A 20185-nucleotide genomic window follows, 5' to 3' on the forward strand; every position below is an offset into this window, starting at 1 on the left:
AATTCAAAACTCTCTTACCTAGAGGTTTTCATCCCGCGAGCCATATCTCGAAAATTGTTCATGTTGGGGCCGGGAAGCCTGCGGTTTGTCGTCGGTGTTGGCATTAAATAATCGGGAGCAAAAGTTATCGTTGATGCAGCCTGAGCTGGAACCTTACCATTAGTCACAGCAACAGCAGGCTTAGGTGCAGGTTCAGCCTTCTGAGGTTTAGCGGCAACAGGTTCCTTCTTCTGCGACTTTGCAGATTTTGGAGGTGCTGCTACTGCTACCAACGGCTGAGCAGCAACAGGCTCAGGCTTCTTAGCTGAAGGCGACTCAGTTTTCGCTGAACCGTTTTCTGGGGCTTTGTCCAATTCTAAGAAATACTCAGACTTCTTAATGCCTAAGAGTCTAGCCAAAAAACCAAAAATGCCACCAAACAAATTTTTGATAAATCCGAACATTACATTTACTCCTTGTTTTTTTTAGAGAAATGTCTACAAGCTTTACAACCAAGTCAGACTAAGAGCTATTGCAACTTTTGTCTATATTTATTCATCAAACTTTACATAAAAGCCTTAGTAAGTATTGATGCTTAGCGTGGGTAGCTTGCAGGCAGCAAGTGCAGAGCTTCTTTGCACTTGTTAACAAATTATCTCAGAATTAGCGCTTAATTTTCATTTAATTTCGATACTGACGTAACGCCGCCGTTCTGCCGTTCTAGATAACTCAATTATTCTACCTCGATCGCTGCTACTTTCTAATTACGACTTTGAGCCGATTAATAAGCTGTCCCACAGTGTCTGCGAACGACTCTGGCGAAGGTATAAGCTTGAATGAGGAAACAATGATAAAAACAAGATGGATAGTTTAAGCGATCGCAACCCAGTCGTACTCATTCACGGCATCTGGGACACAAGCGCCATTTTTAACGCGATGACAGTATACTTGAGCCAGCGGGGTTGGCAAGTCTACAGCCTCGATTTAATCCCCAACGACGGCAGCCTCGGCCTTGAATTCCTCGCCCAGCAACTCGCAGAATTCATTAATACCAGCTTTAAGCCAAAACAGCCTTTAGATTTAATCGGTTTCAGCATGGGCGGCATAGTCAGCCGCTACTACGTGCAACGGTTAGGTGGAATTGAGCGCGTACAACGCTTTATCACCATTTCTTCCCCTCACTACGGAACCCAAACTGCTTACTCTCGCGGGCTACCTGGGTACGTGCAAATGCGTCCGGCTAGTAGTTTTTTGCGGGATTTGAATTATGATGCTGCTATGCTGCAAGATATCAATTTTACATCAATCTGGACTCCTTTTGATGGCATGATTATCCCCGCTCAAAGTTCCCAGATGCCTATAGGTAAAGAGATTAAATACAACGTTTTGCTGCACTCTTTGATGAAGAGCGATCCCAAAGTCTTACAAGCAATAGTTCAAGAACTAGAAGCACCAGTTAAGGAGTTAAATATTCAAAAAAATGTTAATGGTTAACTGTTAATCGTTAATTGTTAACTGTTAACTGTTAATCGTTTGTTATATAGGTTTACCTATTAATTAATTGAAAAATGAACAGCGATCGCGACCGCAACCCAGTGTTACTAATTCACGGACTCTTCGTAAACTCAAAGGTTTTTCGGAGAATGTCTGCTTATTTAACCAACTTAGGTTGGCAGGTATATAGCTTAAATCTCACTCCTAATTACGGCAATGTCGGGCTTGATGAATTAGCGGGCAGAGTAGCAGATTATGCAGATCGAACCTTTGGCTTAGAACAGAAATTCGATCTAGTTGGCTTAAGCATGGGTGGTTTAGTCAGCCGCTATTATGTACAGCGATTAGGTGGAATTAACCGAGTACAGAGGTTTATCGCTATCTCTGCCCCTCATAACGGCACTTGGATGGCCTATAGTCTTTGGGGAAAAGGCTGCGTACAGATGCGCCCCAAAAGTGCTTTTATTGAAGACTTAAATCGAGATATCTCTATGCTAGAACAGATAAATTTTACCTCAATCTGGACTGATTGGGATTTCATCATTGTTCCAGCTACTAGCTCGCAAATACCAGTGGGTAAAGAGTTAAAATTACCGATTTTTGCTCATGGCAATATGGTCAGACACAGCAAGAGTTTAGAGGCGGTTGCTGAAGCATTGGCAGCACCAATTAAACCGCATCCCCAACCTGGGCATATTCGCTATGACCAAAAATCGCCTCAGTTTCGCGGTAATATTTAAACTCTAGTATGTTGTGAAAGGGATCTATTAAAAAGAAAGTGCGATGTTCTGTAGGTAAACCCACAAATCGCCTTTTAGCTTCTTGATAGAATTGTAATCCCTTTTGTTGCGATCGCTCTAATAATGCTTCCCAATCGGCCTCAGAGGTAAAAACCAGCCCAAAGTGTCTGGGGTAGATACCGCGTTGGGGCGTTAGCGGTTCGTGACTGATGTGGGCGACGATTTGATGACCGCAAAGACTTAAAATTAATGAATTAGGGCTTTCGCGACCGATTTCGCAGCCCAAGCCATCCCTGTAAAAGGCTTTTGTCTGGGCAATATCGGTAACGGGGAAGGCAAGATGAAAGATAACTTGGTTCATAATTAGGTGGATTCGTCAAAATGCAGAACTCTGAATTCCTCTTTAATTATTCATTGTTATTCAATCCTTGGGTGGTAGCGATCGCACTAAATACAGTTTTACTCGCGATCGCTAACCTCTCGCCCAAAAAGTTACTCACTCCCGCAGGGTTATTTCACGCTTGGCTGTTGGGCGTACTCATCTGGGGCTGTTTGGGTTGGCAAGGATATGTGGTGGTAATGTTTTATTTTCTACTCGGATCGGCCGTTACCCGCGTTGGCTTAGCCCAAAAAGAGGCCGAAGGTATTGCAGAAAAGCGTTCCGGCGCTAGAGGGCCGGAGAATGTCTGGGGTTCTGCTCTGATCGCTGCTTTTTGCGCCTTGGGCGTGTTTATCGTGGGTATTTTGCCCCCCTCTTACGCAGGGGATTTTAAGGGGGTTATTGCGCTATTAATGTTAGGCTACGTGGCTAGTTTTAGCACTAAGCTTTCCGACACCTGCGCTAGTGAAATCGGTAAAGCTTACGGTAAGCGGACTTTTCTGATTACTACGCTGCAACCCGTACCCAGAGGGACAGAAGGGGCGGTAAGTTTAGAGGGTACATTGGCGGGAATTGTGGCTTCAGTGGCGATCGCACTTCTGGGCTGGGCCGTTGGTTTGATTGATTTGACAGGATTAATATTTTGTGTAGTTGCTGCTTTTGTTGCGACTAATATAGAGAGTGTAATTGGTGCGACGTTGCAATCTAAGTTTGACTGGTTAACGAATGAAGTGGTTAATATTTTCAATACTGCGATCGGCGCGATCGTTGCGGTGTTATTAGCTTTAGCCTGGAGTTATATTTGGTGATGACTGAGTTTCTGGAGCGTGCGATCGCTCGATTGAAAAGTTTGTCTTCTAATGAGCAAGATGCGATCGCAACGATAATATTAGAAGAACTTGAAGATGATCGTCGTTGGGAGGAGTCGTTTGCGCGATCGCCAAATCTGTTGGCTAAGCTTGCAGCCGAGGCGATGGCTGAACACCGTGCAGGCCAAACCCAAGATTTAGATCCAGAAACATTGTGAAATCTCGTACAACTACTCAATTTCGTAAATTGTTTGCTGAGCTACCAGAACAGGTTCAGGAACAAAAGATAATAGTAGTTCATACTGAAGGTGGTTTGAATTATGGAAGCATCAACAACGATTAGAAAAATGATGGCTGGTAACAAAATAGTTGTACCATCCTATCAGCGTGCGTACTCATGGGATACCCCCGATGGAAAGACAGACAGGACTACTCAGATTGATGTCTTTCTGTCAGACTTGGAAGAATACAGTAAAAGCAATGCTGATAGCCCGTATTATTTTGGTCACTTCCTTTTTGAAGGAAAAAATCAAGAATTTTATGTGATAGACGGGCAACAACGGCTGACAACCATTGTGATATTTTTATCGGCTCTTTTTGCCAAGCTGAAAGCGATCGGAAATCTAAGCGAAGATGAAGAAACTTGCTATGAAGACATGGTTAAACGGCGCAGTGCCATACGTTTTTCTACTGTGGATTACGACAATCAGTTATTCATCGACTATGTAATCGAACAAACGAAACTCGATCGTAATGCCCTCGATACCGAATCCGCACGCCGTATTGTTAGAGCATTTGATTTCTTCAAGCAACAACTATCGAGCAAACCTGAAGAATATCTGAGAAAAATGCTCTCTATAATTAGCGAATCCACTTGCACCACTCATCCAGTTAAAAGCGAATCTGAAGCTATTCAGATGTTTATATTCCAGAATGATAGAGGGAAGCAACCTTCTAATCTGGAAATTGTCAAAGCTAAATTTATGTACAACGTGCATCTGTATGGCAATGACGATCGAAATGCGCTGATAGAAGAAATCAAGAATCGTTTTGAGAAAATCTATAAATCAATCTCTTCAATTGAATACAACATCAATGAAGACGATGTTTTACTTTATACCTTAAAAGTCTATTTTAATTCACTTGGGGAAATCAATGCTCTTGATAAAATAAACAAAAATCTATCAAAAGAAACTTCAATTGATTTTATCAAATCCTTTACAACATCACTTTCGAGAAGTTTTGAGCATCTATCCAGTTTTTTTGGCAAACATGAACGCGAGAACTTTGCCATACATTCCTTGATAACACTGATAAAACTTGGAGGTATCGCCATTGCACTTCCGTTTATCATCAAGGCATATAAATACGATCTGCCTATCAATGATATAGGAGCGCTATGTTCGTCGTTGGAGAATTTGTTGCTTCGTCACCGTTCGATCGGAACTCGCGCTGATATAACATCAAGAATCAAGGATGTATTTGAGAATTTCACCGAAAGCAACAAAGATATTCGCCCGATAATAGAACGCATAGAAGGGATGAAAACAACATCGGAATGGTGGTGGGGTTATTGGAATAATGAAAAGCTCAAAGAATCGCTCCAAAGGGGAATACATCATTTAGTTGCAAAATATCTGCTCTGGAAATATGAGATTCATTTAGAGCAACAAGGTAAAAACGGTTATTCCCCTACTCGATTTGACAGAATCATCAGTCCAGAACTAGAACATATCGCTCCAACAACTGAACCTGAGATAAAACCACATGGTTATGAAGATTACGATGAGGAGCTTAGAAATCAATACCTTAATTGCTTAGGCAACTATCTATTGTTATCCAAGTCACATAATTGCGCGGTGGGAAATATTCAGTTTGCCGAAAAATTGGCAACTTATACGCACAATGAACAGCAAAGAGAAATTCAGAGTTTAGTCCGCGAGAATGGGGTATGGAGCAAGGAAATCATACAACACAGGAAAGACAAAATTATCCGCTTCATTATGGATAATTGCTAAATGGCATAACAAGGCGATCCCAGTGCGATCACACTTTACCCCCTTTTCTCTTTACCCCAATCTCTGCACATCTTCCACCGACAGCGACAGCGCTTGAGCTACTTGCTCTACAGTTAAACCCATTGCCAATAGTTGCGGAATAGCATCCCGTTGAGTTTGCTCCGCGCGATCGGCACGTTGGCGTTCCTGTTCAGTATTGAGGCGTTCGAGTTTAGATTGTTCGCTACCAGTTAGCAACAAATTCCCCTCACTATCCCACCAACGTAACCATCGTTGATGCTGATTTTGATAGCTACCTTCCCACACTCCTAACTCTACTCCCATCAGGTCGATCGGGTAATGTCCGCGATCGTTTGGTTGCAAACGGCGATAGCGAGTATTCACCCAGTTATAGACTTCCAATTCACTCGTTTTAATGATGTAAATTGCATAGTAAGGAATGCGAATAATCTGCTCGTATACCCAAAACTTTCCGGGTTTCTGGTTAACACCTTCTGGTAAGCGAGATAAAGGAGTATTATCTCTTTCTTCAGCCCCATTTCCACTCGCAAATTCGATGGCAATTAATGGCACAATATACTCGCGCCACAACACATAAGAGCGGCGAATTTCGCCATCTATTAGGGGCGGAACGTTGGGAATGTAGAACCAGTCAGGGGCTTCGGCTCCGCGTTCTGGAGGCTCGGTTTCGCGCCAGTAAATGCCACAATCTTGCCCGATCGCAAATTGTCCGTCGGGGTGGAGGGTTTGCAGTGTAGTTTCCAGGGAGTCGGTGAGTAGGATACTCTGGGGATGTTCTTGGAAGTTGTGTACAAAAGTGCCGTCGGAGTCAGGTAGTTGCGTGCGATCGGGAAAGGCTGGGGGTAATGTTGTAGGGTTGATGCTTTGGGTCATGTCAGCTATAAGAAGGGGTTGACATACATGAGAAACTTGCGGTACTTTGTGGTTATTATATGATGTATTACACCTTATCTGCGACACAATTATAAGCTCGACTGCGGAGTTCCCAGTGGGACATAGCAGTAAGCTTGTTTATAGGATACAAGTATCGACAGATTGTTGTTAGGTTCGCTAAAAAGCACTAAAATGTAACTTGAAACTTAAGCCAGGAACAAAGGAGTAAGTAATTGGAACCTATTTGCTACCACTGTGGAAAACCGATTCAGAATAATCAAGGGACTTATTGGATCAAAGGAACAGGTGGTTGGTTTGCCAGAGGCGTATATCCTAGTACAGTAGTCTGTGCACATTGGCGAAAATGTGCGAAAGTTGTAGGTGAATACTTTGCCCAAATTCCTCCAGATGAGAAGGGAGAGTCCTGGTTTTGGCAACATTTACCCTTTTATACTCAAACCAATGAGAAAGTAAATAATTCGGACAGATTTATTTATGTTCTAAAGTCGAATGAATATTACAAAATAGGCATTGCTAAGGACGTGGCAAAAAGGATGCGGGAACTGCAAACAGGTGATCCAGTTAAACATTTATTTGTTTGCTCTTCTTTTTTTAAAGATGCACCTAGATTTGAAAAGTGTTTACATGAAGCTTTTGCAAAGTATAGAGTAGAAGGCGAGTGGTTTGAGTTGCCACCCGAAAAGCTAGAAGAGCTAATTGAAATTTTAGAGAACAAGAATTTTATAGAGCAGGTTCCACCACTACATAATATAGTTTACTATCCTCTCGGTACACGAGTTTTATGGCGTAATCAGCCCGGTATTGTACATAGTTTAGTTATTAAATCCTATAAATATGAGGTTGGCTATAATATATTGCTTGACACTCAGAGTTGTATAGATGAGCCAGAAGTAACCAATTCAGGCTATAACGAGTTGATCTTAGAAAATACTAGAATACCAAGTATAGAAGGTTACGAGGTCGAACCCGTCGAGCTAGGTATTTCTGATGATGACATTACATCTTTAGCCAATTAATTAGGAACGTTACATTTTTTCCCGACAAGTGAAACGCGATCGCAAACCACATCCACCCTGGAGCAATTACCTTCTATTGGTCTAAAATCTGTTACATTACGATCGTAATTAAGGATTTGGCAACAAGCTATGCGGTCAATTGAACAACTGACAGAAGAGCTTTTATCTCTGCCTAGTGCATCAAGAGCACTTTTGGCAGAAAAACTCGCAGAAAGTTTAGAATTCGATATCGACCCAATGATTCAGGCCGCTTGGACAACTGAGGCTCATAGACGACGTAACGAGATCCGAAGCGGTGCTGTCCAAGCAATTCCGGGAGATGATGCCTTAGCTCAAGTGAGGCTGTTGCTTGACCCATGAAGTATGTATTTCATCCTGAAGCACTTGCCGAATATGCTGAAGCTGTCCAATACTATGTAGTACATTTTGATTCTTGCAGTAACGCATTGCAGTCGAGAGCCTGGGTATTGGAAAAGCCGCAAATAATTGAAACATTCAGCAATCCAACATTTAAAATGTCTGAGAAAACTCTGCTACATGAAATTGCTCATTGCCCCCATGCACGGTTCTGTCGAGAAAATCCTGCTGCTGAACATCCATGTAGCGAAATTGTTAATTATCAAAAGTCGCTCAATTTAGACGATTTTCAAGTACCTGAGCCTTGGAGTGGACATATAGAGAAAGCTCCTATTCTTTTTCTGAGTTCAAATCCATCAATTGGCGCTGGTGAAAACTACCCAAATTGGTCTTGGTCAGACAATGATATTGAAGATTACTTCAGTTATCGTTTTGGAGGGGGACGCAAGGAATGGATCGTCAATGGTACGAAATCCTTACTAATGGATGGGACATATAGCCATGCTGTTAAGTTCTGGGCAGCAGTCCGGCAACGTGCTATGGAGTTATTTGAACGGGATGTGCTTCCAGGAATTGATTATGCGCTTACTGAAATAGTCCATTGTAAATCCCATAAGGAAATTGGAGTAAAACGAGCGCAAAATAAATGTGTTGAAGCCTATTTGTTGAGGACTTTAGAACTGGCCGGGGCAAAAGTAATTGTGGTGCTGGGAAAACGTGCAAGGAAAGCAATTCAAGGTCAATTCAATATCCCTGAAAAAATCTCAGTGTCTGAGGCAATAAAGATAGGGAGCAGTGAAAGATTTTTTGCTTTCCTTCCACATCCAAATGCCCACAGCTATCGTTCTTTTTCCAAGTGCTTTAAGGATGATGAGCTTGAAAAGTTACGCGCATCTTTGCATACGTGGAAAAATGGTGAGTGATGCACATCGTAATGCTAGCATCATTGCCAACAACCGCGTAGTTTTCAATATCAAAGGCAACAGCTATCGGCTAATTGTGGCTATTCGCTACGATCTTAGTATTATTTTCATTCGATTTATTGGCACTCATGCCGAGTATGACAAAGTAGATGCAGAAATAGTCTAAACAGAGGTAAATATATGGAATTGCGCCCAATTAGAAATGAAACCGACTATCAGGAAGCTATTAGAGAAATAGAGTTACTATTTAATGCAGCCTCAAACACTCCTGAATACGATCGATTAGATGTTCTCAGCACTTTAGTAGAAGCCTACGAGAAAAAACACATTCCGATCGCAATTCCCGCTCCCATCGAAGCGATTTATTATTACATGGAAACTCGCGGATACTCTCATCGCGATTTAGAGTCATGTCTCGGTAGTCAAGCTACGGTGTCTGAGGTTTTATCTCGGAAACATCAATTAACATTAGATATGATTCGGAAGTTGAATCAAGAACTAGGGATTCCCGCTGAAATTCTCATTCAACCATATCAGTCGGTAAAAATCCCCGCGTAACAATTCGATCGCTGCGCTCTTTTTAAAACAAATGTACAACTATCGCATCATTTTAAAACGAGTAGGAATTGCACTGATCGCGATTGGCATACTCGATATCGCGTATACAATCTACTCAATATCACAGGCTCGGAATTATTCAGCCACCTTCAGCATCTTAGCTATAGTAGCCGGTGTATCTCTCATCAGAGGTAGCCTGCGTGCCGTTTCCATAGTCACTTGGATCGCCGCCTTCGGGATTGCTAACTTCATCGGCAACCTATTAATACTACTTCCCTTTTTGAAGCCAGCAGAACTCTGGGCAATTGAATTTCGCCTCGATCCAATCGGTCTTGCTATGTCATTTCTAGTTAAAATTATAGCGATCGCTCTCCTCTCCTGGATCTACATACAACTGCGTGCTGCACCTGTAGTTTCCGCAAGCCTTCAATCTGGTCATTCTGCCTCAACTCCCAAGTCTGCATTCATCCTTGGGGTAGCCGTGATACTATTAATTACTGGCATAATGCGCTTCACGCTAGGTGGCGCTGCGGGCGCTAAAGCAGTGGACTTAGCCCGTTCAAAATACGGAGATAAATACAAGTATCACGTCCAAGGCATAAGCTGGTCAAACGGGAATGTAAAGGCCTACGTCACCGCATACAACGAACAGGAAATCAAACCTGTTCAAGTAGAATGGAATTAATGATTTAGTTTAACAGGACTTAAACACCTCACCCAAGAAACCAGGTTTTTTGACGAAAATACTTCGCCCGAACCCACAGATTCTCTAAAAAATCCGGTTTCTGAGACGACCTGTGTAAGTCCTATTAACATTATGCACAATTTTTAATTTTTAATTTTTGTCTTGTTATAGCAACCGCCAAGGCGGTTAGGACGTTTTGAGTTCCACCAAACTCGCTGATTCTATTCCCTTCTTCCTATTCTTTCCCTTCTTCCCCTTCTTCCCCTTCTTCCCCTTCTTACCCTAGCCCCTAGCCCCTAGCCCCTAGCCCCTAACCGCCTTGGCGGTTACTATAGTACCCAAATAATGTATCATTATAACCAAACCTTACACAACAAGAAGTTTCGTGTTAGAAGCCTTCGTATTTGCCACAATCTTGTGCGGATTTTTTGGTATCATCTTTAAAAATAACCTCGTAATGAAAATCATCTCTATGGACGTGATGAGCACTGGGGTAATAGCCTACTACGTGCTAATTGCATCGCGAGATGGTTTTTTCACGCCAATTATTGGAGAAGTTAAAAATAGAGCTTACGCCGATCCAGTTCCCCAAGGTGTGATCTTAACAGCAATCGTCATCGGCTTTTCGATTCAAGCCCTGATGCTAGTAGGTGTAATGAAATTGGCACGGGATAATCCTACCTTAGAAACCAACGAGATAGAGAAAAACAATACACCCTAAATAACCCAGTAATGAATACGATTACGATCGCTTGCCTCACACTACCATTTTTTATCGGGTTTGTCATTTATTTACTTCCCAAATTTGACAAATACCTGGCTTTAGCTATCACCGTTGTTTCTGCTGGCTATGCCTTACAGTTATTACTCGGAGACTCCCCTTTAACACTGAACTTACTAGATAATTTCGGCGTTAAATTAGTCGCAGATCGCTTAAGTGGCTACTTTATTCTCACAAATGCCATCGTAACTGCTGCGGTGATTTTATACTGTTGGCACAGTGGTAAAACTGCTTTCTTTTACGCCCAAACGATCGTTCTGCATGGCAGTATTAATGCGCCCTTTGTCTGTGCAGATTTTATTAGTTTATATGTCGCCTTAGAGGTCAGTGGAATTGCCGCTTTTCTATTAATTGCCTATCCTCGCACCGATCGCTCGATTTGGGTAGCTTTGCGCTATTTATTTATCAGCAACACTGCCATGCTATTTTATCTGGTGGGCGCAGTCTTAGTCTATCAAACCCATCATTCCTTTGCTTTTGATGGTTTAAAAGGTGCGCCCCCGGAAGCTTTAGCTTTAATTTTTCTAGGATTATTGATTAAAGGTGGGGTGTTTGTCTCAGGATTATGGCTACCACTAACTCACTCAGAATCAGAAACCCCAGTCTCAGCATTACTATCAGGGATTGTCGTCAAAGCTAGCATTTTACCCCTGTTGCGCTGTGCTTTTATTGCAGATGAAATTAATACTATCGTCAGGATTTTTGGCGTAGCAACAGCTTTAATGGGAGTATCTTATGCCATCTTTGAAAAAGATACAAAACGGATGCTAGCATTTAGCACAATTGCCCAGTTAGGCTTTATTCTCGCAGCACCAGAAGTCGGTGGCTTTTATGCCCTATCTCATGGTTTAGTTAAATCACATCTCTTTTTAGTTGCCGGTTCCTTACCAAGTCGTAACTTTAAAGAATTGGAACATAAGGGGATAGATCCTAAAATTTGGATTCTCCTAGTTATCGGCAGTCTCTCGATTTCCGGCTTTCCTTTGTTGGTAGGATATAGCTCAAAAGTCTTGACCTTAAAAAGTTTAGCACCTTGGCAGGCGATCGCGATGAATATTGCCGCCGTAGGTACAGCGATAGCCTTCAGCAAATTCATCTTTCTAGCGCGTGGAGAAAAACAGGAAGTCAAACCCGGTTTTTGGCCAGCAGTCATACTTTTAAGCAGTGGGCTAATTATCGCAAGTGTAGCCTATTTCCAGGCTTATACCATTGATAACATCATCAAATCACTGGCAATTATCGGTATAGGGTGGCTGATTTATGCTTTAATTATTAAAAAGTTAGCAATCACTCTGCCCCGCGTACTTGAGCAATTCGATCATCTGATCGGTGTGATGACTCTAAGTTTGATCGTACTCTTTTGGATGGCCTTATCATGATTGGGTATTTAATAAGATTAACAATCTGGTTTTTGCTCACTTCCGATCTGAGTGTAGAAAATATCATCATTGGTTTACTCATTGCATTTCTTCTCCCCCGTAGCTATAAATCCTCAGTAAGATTGCAAGATTGGTTAAAGATGCTGGGCAAAATCTTAATCGCGATTCCCTTAGCATATCTTGAGGCCTTTGAAATCATCATCCGTCCCCATAATAGAGAAGATATCATTATGGAAAGGGCAAAACTCAAACGTTCGCCACTGCTAATATTTCTAGATGTATTTCTGATTACCTTTACTCCCAAAACAATTGTTGTCAGATACAACCAAGAAGGCTACTACGAAGTCCACAGAATTTCGCCGGGTAAACAGCCATGAACTCGATCGTAATTGCCATGATTATCGCGATGCTCATACCTATGTATTCGGCCTGGAAAAATGAGAATATTTGGCAAAAGATGTTAGCCTTTAGCAGTATTTCCTCAAAAGCAGGGATTATGATTCTGTTCATATCTGTCTTGCGCGATGATTGGATGATCGGCGTAGTAGCAGCCATTATCCTCACCGTAGGAAATGCAGGATTAATGTTGCTGGCACACATACTCAAACGGATGAATGACCTATGATTAATATATTGAGTTATCTATTAATTGGCGTAGGAATTTTCTTCTGGTTTTGGGGAACTTCTCACCTACTGGGCAAACGATCGGTATTATTTAAGTTACATACTCTTTCGGTTGCAGATACCTTGGGTTCAATCCTAATCGTTGTCGGGTTGCTGCTGAAAATACCCAGTGAATGGCCGCTGCTAATTTTAGCAATTATTTCCTTAGCAATTTGGAATACAATGCTAGGCTATGTATTAGCATACTGTTCTAGTGATGAGGAAAAAAATCAAACTCAAACTCAGACAGAGTTGCCACCGGAGACATTATGAATGATAGTTATATTTATGTCTTAACCGCACTTTTGCCCTTGGCTGCTTGTATGCTAGTAGTTCAAGTGAATCCCTATCACGCCTTAGTAATTCGTGGCATATTAGGGGCAATAGCAGCATTAGTATATTCAGTGTTTGGGGCTGCGGATGTGGCTTTGACAGAAGCATTAATGGGTACGCTGCTAGCAGTAACGCTTTATGTGGTGGCAGTGAGATCGTCGCTGGTAATGCGTTTGGGGGTTTTAAAAGAGGAGAAAGTCGAGGCTGAAGGCGATGTTTTAAACGTAGAACAAGTAGAGAAAGTTGATGACGATCTTACTCCATTGCTCGATGATTTTCGCAGGATTTTTAGCAAATATTATCTCCGTCTGGAGGTAGTACCCTACACGAATACACAGGCTTTACACCGGGCTCTGAGAGATAAGGAAGTTCATGCAACTTGTATGAAATTGGCAGATCCAGAGGCAGAAGGCGAACCCAGAAAAATGACTTATCAAACTGTCACTAGAATCGAACGTATCTATGAGATCGTGCAAGCTGAAGTTTCCGCGACAAACACCAGTCTAATTTATAAAATTGCCTTGGATTCAGGGGAGGATCGTCAATGAAATGGGTTTACATTGTAGCTGGAATCGCACTTTACATTAAAATGCTGCTTTTTGCCAATCCTGTCTCAGATTTCTCAGCGACTTCGATAGTAGAATTAATTGTCAAAGATAGTGGCATTCCCAATGCAGTATCAGCGATCATTTTCCGAAATCGGCTTTATGACACGATTTTTGAAGTAGTGGTATTTACGATCGCGATTATGGGAGCTAATTTTCTCTTGGCTAATGAAAGACCATCCTGTACAATTTATCAATTTACAGATCAACCTTCTATTGTTTTAGCGCGTCTAGGAGCGACTATTTCGGCTTTAGTAGCTATTGAATTGTCACTTCGGGGCCATTTAAGTCCGGGGGGTGGTTTTGCGGCGGGAGTGGCCGGAGGAACTGCGATTGGTTTGGTGGCAATTACTTCATCGTCGGAGTGGATGCAGCGGATTTACGAACGATGGCACGCGGCTACATGGGAGAAGATTTCGGTGTTGATTTTTGTCGTGTTGTCGGCGGTAACTTTGTCGGGGATAGAGTTACCTCATGGAGAATTAGGAGCTTTAGTTAGTGGTGGGATGATTCCTTTGCTGAATATTTTAGTAGCGGTAAAAGTTGCCTTGGGATCGTGGGCAGTGGTGTTAATTTTTATTCGTTATCGGGGGTTGTTATGATAGATGGGGAAGAAGGGGAAGAAGAGGCAGGAGGCAGGAGGCAGGAGGCAGGAGGCAAATGCAATACTAGAAATGGTTTGGGCGATCGAAAATGTCATAACTGTTGTGGCGGTTGCTATATAAGCCTGGTTTTCGCGTAAAAAGGAGTCAGAATTGTTTCTGACTCCTTTTTACCCCTGATTAATTATTAAGAAACTACTCCTGTTTCGGGCCGAAAACCATCTGTAACACCATCGTCGGCTCACCTCTTTTATGATAGCGATCCGCCCACTGGCGTATCACCTCATCCAACTCCTCAAGAGCTTGGTCAAGGCGTTCAGGAGGAATATCCAACTCCTCCAAAACTCGCATTACCTTGGGTTGTTTTTCCGCCCAATCCTGCATCAGCTTAAAGTACCGTGCAGTATCCTCTACCATAATGAAAGTGCGCTCTTCCTGCTCCGCTGGAGAATAAGAAGAGCGAGTTAGAGCATAAAAAGGCATTCCCCAAGGAGAATCAATTCTAGTTACAGTTCCCGAATAGATTAGGCGACGCTTAATGTGTTCTGCGAGAGCTTCACTCAAAGGCATTCGCCGATCGACAGATAACTCTTCTTGCGATCGCCTATGTAGAAACTCGATCAACTCCATAAACTGAAAAGAATTGATCAATTGAGCGTCAGGCAAATTCGGCGGAAGTTTACCTTCGAGATATCGCTTTTCCTCAGCAGTCAAATTGTTGCCCGGAATCCGGGCCCGCCCTGGTTGCCAAGGATATTGTTCTAACCAAACATAAGGAAATTGAATTAAATAGCGAGGCTCTTGGGAACCAAGCATTTTCAACAACTTGCCCTTAGTGAGGGCTTCCCGGACTTCTTCCACTATCACCTTCACCCGTTTGGGTTCAATGTGATGCAAGTGTCCGGTCATTCGCAGGTTTTGATCCTGTTCGATATAAGTTGTATAAATGGCACACTTAGCCGCAGTCGCTGCGGCATCAAGAAAAGCCCCGTGCCTGTGCCCACTTGTCCTCATGGCACTGAATGCCAAATAAAGCATGATCTGATCCATTGCGCTAGGGCTGAGGCTCTTGATCAGATCCAAAGAATCATTACTCATCACAATCCCCGAAATAGCCAAACTTGGAGGCATGGTATCATCCTCCGTTAATTGTTGCGAATACGCCGTATTAGGCGATGCCAATTTTTGCTTGCGCCTTTTGGCAACCCTATTACTCACGCCAGTTACTTTCCCTGAGACTATTGGGGCGTTGGCGTGGAGGCGATCGCACCGAGAAGTGCGAGTTATTGGCGAATTCAAGTAGATTGTTGCACCCTATGCACTCAGGGTTTACCCACATATTATGTTAAGTATCACCAATTTATTATAGTCCAACCATAGAAGAATCATCCCTATTGGAGGATAACATCGGTAAAAATTTTTTATCGGCCTGGGAGGAATTGACTGAGGTCTGACAAAAGCCATGCCAGTCAGGTTCTACAAATCAGCCGCAAGACCATTGACCTGTAGCTCAAGCCTTGAGCTCGTAACGATCGTGGATCGAGTGCGTCAGGTAAAGGGGGCAAAGTTGGCGATCGCCACCCAAAAATAGTAGTCCCAAACATCGCTGGCGCGATCGCACTTCCAATATTTCCGAGCTCATCTAAGTATACCCGATCCACTTGATTGCTGTTAAGCAAAGTTTAATCGGGGTAAAAATTACTGTGTTTGTTCAATATCGCCGCCCTAAATTACACTAGGAAATATCGTTAGATCGACCTTCCTCAGCCAGCAATTTAGATGTTAATTCCCGTCTTCCCATCAACAATCGTCTGCGTCTCCAATTCACCAAACCAGTGATTAATAAAACACTCGGTATTAAACCGATAAAAACATAGAAAATACGAGTATAAATTCCACCAAAAAGACCGAAATGAAGAGTGCCGATCGCAATCATAAACTTGAACATTGGTGGCGGTTCTACAACGCGATTGACATTCAAAACTTTCCCACTATATCGATTCAGTTCTACACTGCTCATCGCAAACCGAATCAACTCGTGAGGAAGTTGTTTACTAACCGTAATTTTTTCAGGTTGATGTTCGTCAAAAACTACATAAGTCGTTTTTCCATCTGGCATAGCGGCATCAGCTTTGCGTAACAATTCGCTTAAAGCTACGGGTTGTTTTGCCGGAGGTAAAACTTTCGCAACTGGCGGAGGTTGATTGAGCGCAAATAGCAGGACGAAGTATGAAAGCATGACACCTGTAACAGCCAGAATCAGTAAAAATGTACTTGATAAAATGCCTCCGACTTGATGGATATCGTAACTTAATAACGGTAGTGGTGCAGTCGTGCGAACCGTAAAACCGCTTTTCAATTTTCGCCAACCAGTCCACAACATTGTCCCGGTTATTACGATTAGTACAAATAACAAACCAGTCGCGCCCACAATCGCCGTTCCCACTTGACCAAAGGCTAATTTGTAGTGCAACTGATAGAGAAATCCCATCAGCGATCGCTCCCATTTTCTCGATCCTAAAATCTTAGCCGTGTAAGGATTTACGAACGTATCTAGGCTTTCCCCATCTGGGGTTTTTATTGTCACCTGATAGCTGCCATTCGGCGTTTGAGGAAAGCGAATCGACTGTAAAGGGAAGTTAGGATAAGCAGCTTGAACTGGCGCGATCGTTTCATCCAGAGATGCTAGATTTCCTTGGGGAACAACTCGCATTAAAGAAGGGTTAATGGCGCGATCGAGTTCCTGGTGAAATACAATAGCGCTACCCGTTAAACTAATCACAGTCAGTAATAGACCGATTGCAATTCCTATCGAACCATGTATTGTTAGTATCAGTTTGCGAACTTTCATACTTGCAACTCCTTGTTTAGATTTAGATAAAAACCGTCATTTGCTGTTAAAATTGCACTGTAAAAGAACCAATTACTGTCAATGGTTCCCGGCATATTGCCAGAGGATCTGCTATTTCTCACAGATTCAATGTAGTTGATATTGAACAGGTTTTTGATGTTGATTGCAAATCGCAAATTATCGCGTTGATAAAAAATTGCGGCATTGGTTAGAAAATAACTATCCGCTTCAAAGCTGTTAGCCAAATCCCCTTTTCTCTCGCCCACATAGTTGAATCCAACCCCAAATCCCAAACCCTGCAACTCACCGCTTTGAATTTCATAAGTTGTCCATAGACTAGCACTATGTTTGGGAGTATTAAATAATGTGTTGCCCACCAAATCGGGGTTTGTATCTGCTGTAACTTCAGCGTCAGTGTAGGCATAAGCAGCAATAACATTCCAACCGGGCAAAATTTGTCCAGAAATATCGAGTTCAAGGCCTCGACTTCGCTGTTCCCCAGAGGCAACTGAGAACAAAGGATTATTGGGATCGGTGACAGCAACATTTTGTTTTTTAATATCAAAGTATGCCAAAGTAGCGAAAAGCCTGCTGTCAAACAACTCACCTTTAACACCGAATTCGTAGCCTTCTCCGGTTTCCGGTTCGATGAGAGCACCGTCGGATGTTGTTGCCGAACCGGGAGTAAAAGATCGCGAATAGCTGGCATAAAGATAAACTTCAGGAATGGGTTGATAAACAATCCCTAAACGAGGAGTAAAATTATGGTAATTCTGATTTTTTTCGCTTTCAACTGACCTGGAATTACCCGAAAGCACTTTGTTTTTTTGCTCTGCGGTGTCATAGCGAAGTCCTGCTAGTAGCTTTAAATTATCGAAGATTGAAATTTGATCTTGCACGTAGAAACCATATTGACTTCTCTCTACATCATTTCCTCCAAAAGGAGCTAGTGTATCCTCATCAGGCTTAGGAAATTGCCCGTAAACCGGATCGAAAATATTGAGGGTAAGCGGTGTGGCAAAATCACCTACTGAGAAAAATCTTTCATCGCTGTAGGCGATATCTGCACCGAAGATCAGGGTGTGTTTAACTGAACCTGTAGCAAACTCACCCACGATGTTTGTTTGGAGAGTGTAGTTCTTATACTGCCCGTCTTGAGAAGCCCAGAAACGATTAACGGTGGCAGTTGCATCATCAAAGCCAATTTGAAGAGCAACCACATTGAAATCATACTCATAGGATGAATAGCGAAACGCATTTCTTAGCTTCCAGTTTTCACTGAAACGGTACTCGAAATTGTAGCCAACATTTAAGTCTTCAGTTCCTATCCGATCGTCGGGTTCGCTGCCAATGCGATCGCGTGGAACGTCAACAATCCGATTGCCAATAGCGGGCAGTTGATTATCAGCCGCCCGCCGATCTTCGGTGTATTCAAGAGAAACTGTCAAGTCGGCGCGATCGCTTATTCTCCAAGTAAGCGTCGGCGCAATAAATAACCGCTGCTCGTCTTGCTCAAAGCCCCGAAAACTCTCACTTGTTCGGTACAATCCATTTATGCGGTAGAGCAAACTGCCATCAGAAGTTAAAGGGCCGGAAATATCAATACGAGGTTGGACAAGACTCCGGCTTCCAAGTTGCAGTTCAGCTTCGTAGAAAGGTTCTGATAGCGGTTGTTTGGATACTAAGTTAATCAAACCCCCTGGTTGAATTTCGCCGTACAAAATTGAAGCTGGCCCTTTCAGAACTTCAACGCGATCCAGGTTGGCAAGTTCTGGAAAAGACTCCACGCCGTATCGTCTGAACCCATCTCGCAAGACAGGGGCCTCGTTAAAACCTCGAATACCAAATGTGGCACCTCGACCTGTACTATCTCCGCCGTATGTGACACCGCTAACGTTGCGTAATACTTCTTCTAATCTGGTAGCTTGTTGATCTTCTATGACTTCTTGAGGAACTACTTGAATCGACTGAGGAATATCTCGAATTGGCGTATCGGTTCTAGTTGCTGAGGAAGCATTGGGTACTCGATAGGGAGTTGCTTGTCTGGCGGTGACGGTGATATTAATTTCTTCATCAGCCGTGACACTTAAAGTTAAACCACTTGCGCTTCTAATTACATCTGCTATTGGCAATCTTTCTTGCCCGGTAATGCTGATGCGAATGCTATTAGCATCAACATTTGTCACGGTGACTGAAGTAATCCCTTCAAAGGGATTATCTGCCTTAAATTCTCCACCTCCCGGTAAGGCTAATTGGGCATTAGAAATCTCTGCAATTAAAGTTGTGCCGGAAGTCCTAGTATTTGCTCGTAACACTTGCCCTGCTGCTGTTTCTAAAATAACTTCTAAACCTGCGGGAGTTGGGTTTAGTTGTACGCCTGTAACTTGTATGACTGATTGAGAGATTTGTACGTTTTCAGAAAAGGTAAAACTTGCTTGCGATCGCTGAAAAAATCCTTCAACATTGGTGTTATGTTGCTCAATTTCGTTGAGTTTGGGTATTTCTGTAGCTGTGACTGCTGCGGCATCGGAGAGCGAAATTTCGGGATGTGTGGGGCTAGCTGCACCTGGGTGATTCTCATCAATCTTTTGCGTCAACTGCGAATTATATTGACTATCTTCGTTAAAGACTGTTCTCTTTGTTAATAATAATTTGCTTTTAATTAAAGACTGTTCTTGAATGGGAGTTTCTGGTTGTGGAGCGATTGCGATCGCGGACAACTCTTGAGGAAAGTCCGCTGAATCGCTCTCAATCGCTATTGCAACATCATTTACCTCCTCTTTCACAACCTCAGCCGCCATAATTGGCGCAATACCAATACTCAGCAGTGCAACGCACGCCAAAGGTAGATACAGTTTCATTTTCACACCACACACCGAGAATCGTTGAGCTACCGTGCTATCAGCCATAACCCAGTCAAAAAGCCATATACTATCGCTAATAATTTGCAGTAATTTTACCAAAATAAATGACTATGATGGTCATGTCAAGCAAATATTTTAGATTTTTTATTGCAAATTATTATAGGTACAAGCTTTGTCAGGACTTAGGTAATGACGCTATATATAGCATCATTACCTAAGTCCTGATAAACTATA

The 20185-nt window shown here is 42.6% G+C and carries 27 protein-coding genes; 20 read left to right on the forward strand and 7 right to left on the reverse strand.

The genetic code is table 11. From position 1 onward, the window contains the following. Nucleotides 1–14: 14 nt before the first annotated feature. Entirely contained in the window at nucleotides 15–443 is a 429-nt protein-coding gene (locus OSCIL6407_RS0104760) for a hypothetical protein (protein ID WP_007355813.1), read from the reverse strand. Nucleotides 444–840: 397 nt separating this feature from the next. Between OSCIL6407_RS0104760 and OSCIL6407_RS0104765 the strand changes: the two genes are divergently transcribed. Both OSCIL6407_RS0104765 and OSCIL6407_RS0104770 read left to right on the forward strand, forming a co-directional pair. Beyond that, the gene (locus OSCIL6407_RS0104765) at nucleotides 841–1473 is read left to right on the forward strand and encodes an esterase/lipase family protein (RefSeq protein WP_007355812.1); all 633 of its coding nucleotides are present in this window, start codon (nucleotides 841–843) and stop codon (nucleotides 1471–1473) included. 74 nt (nucleotides 1474–1547) lie between these two features. After that, entirely contained in the window at nucleotides 1548–2213 is a 666-nt protein-coding gene (locus tag OSCIL6407_RS0104770; protein ID WP_007355811.1) for an esterase/lipase family protein, read from the forward strand. Here the strand turns inward: OSCIL6407_RS0104770 and OSCIL6407_RS32235 are convergent. Further along, the gene (locus OSCIL6407_RS32235) at nucleotides 2143–2574 is read right to left on the reverse strand and encodes a VOC family protein (RefSeq protein ID WP_007355810.1); all 432 of its coding nucleotides are present in this window, start codon (nucleotides 2572–2574) and stop codon (nucleotides 2143–2145) included. The genes OSCIL6407_RS0104770 and OSCIL6407_RS32235 overlap by 71 nt on opposite strands. Nucleotides 2575–2594: 20 nt before the next feature. Here OSCIL6407_RS32235 and OSCIL6407_RS0104775 point away from each other — a divergent pair, with 20 nt between their 5' ends. Genes OSCIL6407_RS0104775 through OSCIL6407_RS0104785 form a run of 4 tightly spaced genes read left to right on the forward strand, consistent with a single transcriptional unit; the run spans nucleotide 2595 to nucleotide 5419 of the window. Continuing rightward, a complete protein-coding gene (locus OSCIL6407_RS0104775; RefSeq protein ID WP_019486972.1) occupies nucleotides 2595–3401 on the forward strand; it encodes a TIGR00297 family protein in 807 nt (268 codons plus the stop codon). Continuing rightward, the gene (locus OSCIL6407_RS0104780; protein WP_007355808.1) at nucleotides 3401–3619 is read left to right on the forward strand and encodes a hypothetical protein; all 219 of its coding nucleotides are present in this window, start codon (nucleotides 3401–3403) and stop codon (nucleotides 3617–3619) included. The genes OSCIL6407_RS0104775 and OSCIL6407_RS0104780 overlap by 1 nt, the downstream gene beginning before the upstream one ends. Further along, on the forward strand, nucleotides 3616–3744 hold the full coding sequence (locus OSCIL6407_RS37665; RefSeq protein ID WP_267879529.1) for a hypothetical protein: 129 nt from the start codon (nucleotides 3616–3618) through the stop codon (nucleotides 3742–3744). The genes OSCIL6407_RS0104780 and OSCIL6407_RS37665 overlap by 4 nt, the downstream gene beginning before the upstream one ends. Continuing rightward, complete coding sequence (locus tag OSCIL6407_RS0104785; RefSeq protein WP_007355807.1) at nucleotides 3722–5419, forward strand: DUF262 domain-containing protein; 1698 nt, start codon at nucleotides 3722–3724, stop codon at nucleotides 5417–5419. Before OSCIL6407_RS37665 ends, OSCIL6407_RS0104785 begins: the two co-directional genes overlap by 23 nt. 51 nt (nucleotides 5420–5470) lie before the next feature. On the opposite strand, the gene OSCIL6407_RS0104790 is transcribed toward OSCIL6407_RS0104785, so the two are convergent. Next, nucleotides 5471–6313 (reverse strand): Uma2 family endonuclease, encoded by an 843-nt coding sequence (locus OSCIL6407_RS0104790; RefSeq protein WP_007355806.1) that lies wholly within the window; start codon nucleotides 6311–6313, stop codon nucleotides 5471–5473. A gap of 233 nt (nucleotides 6314–6546) precedes the next feature. Between OSCIL6407_RS0104790 and OSCIL6407_RS0104795 the strand changes: the two genes are divergently transcribed. The 13 genes from OSCIL6407_RS0104795 (at nucleotide 6547) to OSCIL6407_RS0104855 (ending at nucleotide 14236) form a co-directional block, all read left to right on the forward strand. Further along, entirely contained in the window at nucleotides 6547–7350 is an 804-nt protein-coding gene (locus tag OSCIL6407_RS0104795; RefSeq protein ID WP_007355805.1) for a GIY-YIG nuclease family protein, read from the forward strand. A 129-nt stretch (nucleotides 7351–7479) separates the two neighbouring features. Further along, nucleotides 7480–7710 carry an addiction module protein gene (locus OSCIL6407_RS0104800; protein WP_007355804.1) on the forward strand — a complete coding sequence of 77 codons (231 nt, stop codon included), beginning with the start codon at nucleotides 7480–7482 and terminating at the stop codon, nucleotides 7708–7710. Further along, nucleotides 7707–8630: a uracil-DNA glycosylase family protein gene (locus OSCIL6407_RS0104805; protein ID WP_007355803.1), complete on the forward strand. Its 924-nt coding sequence runs from the start codon at nucleotides 7707–7709 to the stop codon at nucleotides 8628–8630. The genes OSCIL6407_RS0104800 and OSCIL6407_RS0104805 overlap by 4 nt, the downstream gene beginning before the upstream one ends. Further along, nucleotides 8620–8796 carry a type II toxin-antitoxin system HigB family toxin gene (locus OSCIL6407_RS36895; protein ID WP_007355802.1) on the forward strand — a complete coding sequence of 59 codons (177 nt, stop codon included), beginning with the start codon at nucleotides 8620–8622 and terminating at the stop codon, nucleotides 8794–8796. The genes OSCIL6407_RS0104805 and OSCIL6407_RS36895 overlap by 11 nt, the downstream gene beginning before the upstream one ends. Before the next feature lie 14 nt (nucleotides 8797–8810). Further along, the gene (locus OSCIL6407_RS0104815; protein WP_007355801.1) at nucleotides 8811–9188 is read left to right on the forward strand and encodes a helix-turn-helix domain-containing protein; all 378 of its coding nucleotides are present in this window, start codon (nucleotides 8811–8813) and stop codon (nucleotides 9186–9188) included. 31 nt (nucleotides 9189–9219) lie between these two features. Beyond that, nucleotides 9220–9873 carry a hypothetical protein gene (locus OSCIL6407_RS0104820; protein WP_007355800.1) on the forward strand — a complete coding sequence of 218 codons (654 nt, stop codon included), beginning with the start codon at nucleotides 9220–9222 and terminating at the stop codon, nucleotides 9871–9873. A 385-nt stretch (nucleotides 9874–10258) separates the two neighbouring features. Further along, nucleotides 10259–10594 (forward strand): NADH-quinone oxidoreductase subunit K, encoded by a 336-nt coding sequence (locus OSCIL6407_RS0104825; RefSeq protein ID WP_007355799.1) that lies wholly within the window; start codon nucleotides 10259–10261, stop codon nucleotides 10592–10594. Between the two features lie 11 nt (nucleotides 10595–10605). After that, nucleotides 10606–12033, forward strand: coding sequence for a cation:proton antiporter (locus tag OSCIL6407_RS0104830; RefSeq protein WP_007355798.1), 1428 nt, complete (start codon nucleotides 10606–10608; stop codon nucleotides 12031–12033). Next, a complete protein-coding gene (locus OSCIL6407_RS0104835) occupies nucleotides 12030–12410 on the forward strand; it encodes a Na+/H+ antiporter subunit E (RefSeq protein WP_007355797.1) in 381 nt (126 codons plus the stop codon). The genes OSCIL6407_RS0104830 and OSCIL6407_RS0104835 overlap by 4 nt, the downstream gene beginning before the upstream one ends. After that, nucleotides 12407–12658: a hypothetical protein gene (locus tag OSCIL6407_RS0104840; protein WP_007355795.1), complete on the forward strand. Its 252-nt coding sequence runs from the start codon at nucleotides 12407–12409 to the stop codon at nucleotides 12656–12658. Before OSCIL6407_RS0104835 ends, OSCIL6407_RS0104840 begins: the two co-directional genes overlap by 4 nt. After that, entirely contained in the window at nucleotides 12655–12969 is a 315-nt protein-coding gene (locus OSCIL6407_RS0104845) for a monovalent cation/H(+) antiporter subunit G (protein ID WP_007355794.1), read from the forward strand. Before OSCIL6407_RS0104840 ends, OSCIL6407_RS0104845 begins: the two co-directional genes overlap by 4 nt. Then, nucleotides 12966–13577, forward strand: a complete 612-nt coding sequence (locus OSCIL6407_RS0104850; protein ID WP_007355793.1) for a DUF4040 domain-containing protein — start codon at nucleotides 12966–12968, stop codon at nucleotides 13575–13577. The genes OSCIL6407_RS0104845 and OSCIL6407_RS0104850 overlap by 4 nt, the downstream gene beginning before the upstream one ends. After that, on the forward strand, nucleotides 13574–14236 hold the full coding sequence (locus OSCIL6407_RS0104855) for a Na(+)/H(+) antiporter subunit B (RefSeq protein WP_007355792.1): 663 nt from the start codon (nucleotides 13574–13576) through the stop codon (nucleotides 14234–14236). Before OSCIL6407_RS0104850 ends, OSCIL6407_RS0104855 begins: the two co-directional genes overlap by 4 nt. A gap of 195 nt (nucleotides 14237–14431) precedes the next feature. Here the strand turns inward: OSCIL6407_RS0104855 and hetR are convergent, their stop codons facing one another. Further along, nucleotides 14432–15334, reverse strand: coding sequence for a heterocyst differentiation master regulator HetR (gene hetR, locus OSCIL6407_RS0104865; protein WP_026103653.1), 903 nt, complete (start codon nucleotides 15332–15334; stop codon nucleotides 14432–14434). A 31-nt stretch (nucleotides 15335–15365) separates the two neighbouring features. Here hetR and OSCIL6407_RS35210 point away from each other — a divergent pair, with 31 nt between their 5' ends. Continuing rightward, entirely contained in the window at nucleotides 15366–15539 is a 174-nt protein-coding gene (locus tag OSCIL6407_RS35210; RefSeq protein WP_155523377.1) for a hypothetical protein, read from the forward strand. A gap of 207 nt (nucleotides 15540–15746) precedes the next feature. Here OSCIL6407_RS35210 and OSCIL6407_RS37670 read toward each other — a convergent pair whose 3' ends face one another. The 3 genes from OSCIL6407_RS37670 to OSCIL6407_RS30290 all read right to left on the reverse strand — a co-directional run bounded on the left by OSCIL6407_RS37670 (nucleotide 15747) and on the right by OSCIL6407_RS30290 (nucleotide 20050). Further along, nucleotides 15747–15878: a hypothetical protein gene (locus OSCIL6407_RS37670; RefSeq protein ID WP_267879530.1), complete on the reverse strand. Its 132-nt coding sequence runs from the start codon at nucleotides 15876–15878 to the stop codon at nucleotides 15747–15749. 93 nt (nucleotides 15879–15971) lie between these two features. Further along, on the reverse strand, nucleotides 15972–17087 hold the full coding sequence (locus OSCIL6407_RS0104870) for a PepSY-associated TM helix domain-containing protein (protein WP_007355788.1): 1116 nt from the start codon (nucleotides 17085–17087) through the stop codon (nucleotides 15972–15974). Further along, nucleotides 17084–20050 carry a TonB-dependent receptor gene (locus tag OSCIL6407_RS30290; protein WP_234709928.1) on the reverse strand — a complete coding sequence of 989 codons (2967 nt, stop codon included), beginning with the start codon at nucleotides 20048–20050 and terminating at the stop codon, nucleotides 17084–17086. The genes OSCIL6407_RS0104870 and OSCIL6407_RS30290 overlap by 4 nt, the downstream gene beginning before the upstream one ends. Nucleotides 20051–20185: the final 135 nt, after the last annotated feature.

Origin of the sequence: Kamptonema formosum PCC 6407, assembly GCF_000332155.1 — a bacterium.
In the GTDB taxonomy this organism is placed as follows: Bacteria; Cyanobacteriota; Cyanobacteriia; order Cyanobacteriales; family Microcoleaceae; genus Kamptonema; species Kamptonema formosum.

Excerpts from the sequence above, each read along its gene's own strand:
- OSCIL6407_RS0104765 (WP_007355812.1), top strand. The coding sequence starts at position 841 with ATGGATAGTTTAAGCGATCGCAACCCAGTCGTACTCATTCACGGCATC.
- OSCIL6407_RS37670 (WP_267879530.1), bottom strand. The coding sequence starts at position 15,878 with ATGAGCTCGGAAATATTGGAAGTGCGATCGCGCCAGCGATGTTTGGGA.
- OSCIL6407_RS0104775 (WP_019486972.1), top strand. The coding sequence starts at position 2,595 with ATGCAGAACTCTGAATTCCTCTTTAATTATTCATTGTTATTCAATCCT.
- OSCIL6407_RS0104850 (WP_007355793.1), top strand. The coding sequence starts at position 12,966 with ATGAATGATAGTTATATTTATGTCTTAACCGCACTTTTGCCCTTGGCT.
- OSCIL6407_RS0104790 (WP_007355806.1), bottom strand. The coding sequence starts at position 6,313 with ATGACCCAAAGCATCAACCCTACAACATTACCCCCAGCCTTTCCCGAT.
- hetR (WP_026103653.1), bottom strand. The coding sequence starts at position 15,334 with ATGAGTAATGATTCTTTGGATCTGATCAAGAGCCTCAGCCCTAGCGCA.
- OSCIL6407_RS0104760 (WP_007355813.1), bottom strand. The coding sequence starts at position 443 with ATGTTCGGATTTATCAAAAATTTGTTTGGTGGCATTTTTGGTTTTTTG.
- OSCIL6407_RS0104870 (WP_007355788.1), bottom strand. The coding sequence starts at position 17,087 with ATGAAAGTTCGCAAACTGATACTAACAATACATGGTTCGATAGGAATT.
- OSCIL6407_RS0104785 (WP_007355807.1), top strand. The coding sequence starts at position 3,722 with ATGGAAGCATCAACAACGATTAGAAAAATGATGGCTGGTAACAAAATA.
- OSCIL6407_RS0104770 (WP_007355811.1), top strand. The coding sequence starts at position 1,548 with ATGAACAGCGATCGCGACCGCAACCCAGTGTTACTAATTCACGGACTC.
- OSCIL6407_RS35210 (WP_155523377.1), top strand. The coding sequence starts at position 15,366 with ATGGTATCATCCTCCGTTAATTGTTGCGAATACGCCGTATTAGGCGAT.
- OSCIL6407_RS0104855 (WP_007355792.1), top strand. The coding sequence starts at position 13,574 with ATGAAATGGGTTTACATTGTAGCTGGAATCGCACTTTACATTAAAATG.
- OSCIL6407_RS36895 (WP_007355802.1), top strand. The coding sequence starts at position 8,620 with ATGGTGAGTGATGCACATCGTAATGCTAGCATCATTGCCAACAACCGC.
- OSCIL6407_RS0104780 (WP_007355808.1), top strand. The coding sequence starts at position 3,401 with ATGACTGAGTTTCTGGAGCGTGCGATCGCTCGATTGAAAAGTTTGTCT.
- OSCIL6407_RS0104815 (WP_007355801.1), top strand. The coding sequence starts at position 8,811 with ATGGAATTGCGCCCAATTAGAAATGAAACCGACTATCAGGAAGCTATT.
- OSCIL6407_RS0104845 (WP_007355794.1), top strand. The coding sequence starts at position 12,655 with ATGATTAATATATTGAGTTATCTATTAATTGGCGTAGGAATTTTCTTC.
- OSCIL6407_RS0104800 (WP_007355804.1), top strand. The coding sequence starts at position 7,480 with ATGCGGTCAATTGAACAACTGACAGAAGAGCTTTTATCTCTGCCTAGT.
- OSCIL6407_RS0104835 (WP_007355797.1), top strand. The coding sequence starts at position 12,030 with ATGATTGGGTATTTAATAAGATTAACAATCTGGTTTTTGCTCACTTCC.
- OSCIL6407_RS0104830 (WP_007355798.1), top strand. The coding sequence starts at position 10,606 with ATGAATACGATTACGATCGCTTGCCTCACACTACCATTTTTTATCGGG.
- OSCIL6407_RS0104820 (WP_007355800.1), top strand. The coding sequence starts at position 9,220 with ATGTACAACTATCGCATCATTTTAAAACGAGTAGGAATTGCACTGATC.
- OSCIL6407_RS0104840 (WP_007355795.1), top strand. The coding sequence starts at position 12,407 with ATGAACTCGATCGTAATTGCCATGATTATCGCGATGCTCATACCTATG.
- OSCIL6407_RS0104805 (WP_007355803.1), top strand. The coding sequence starts at position 7,707 with ATGAAGTATGTATTTCATCCTGAAGCACTTGCCGAATATGCTGAAGCT.
- OSCIL6407_RS32235 (WP_007355810.1), bottom strand. The coding sequence starts at position 2,574 with ATGAACCAAGTTATCTTTCATCTTGCCTTCCCCGTTACCGATATTGCC.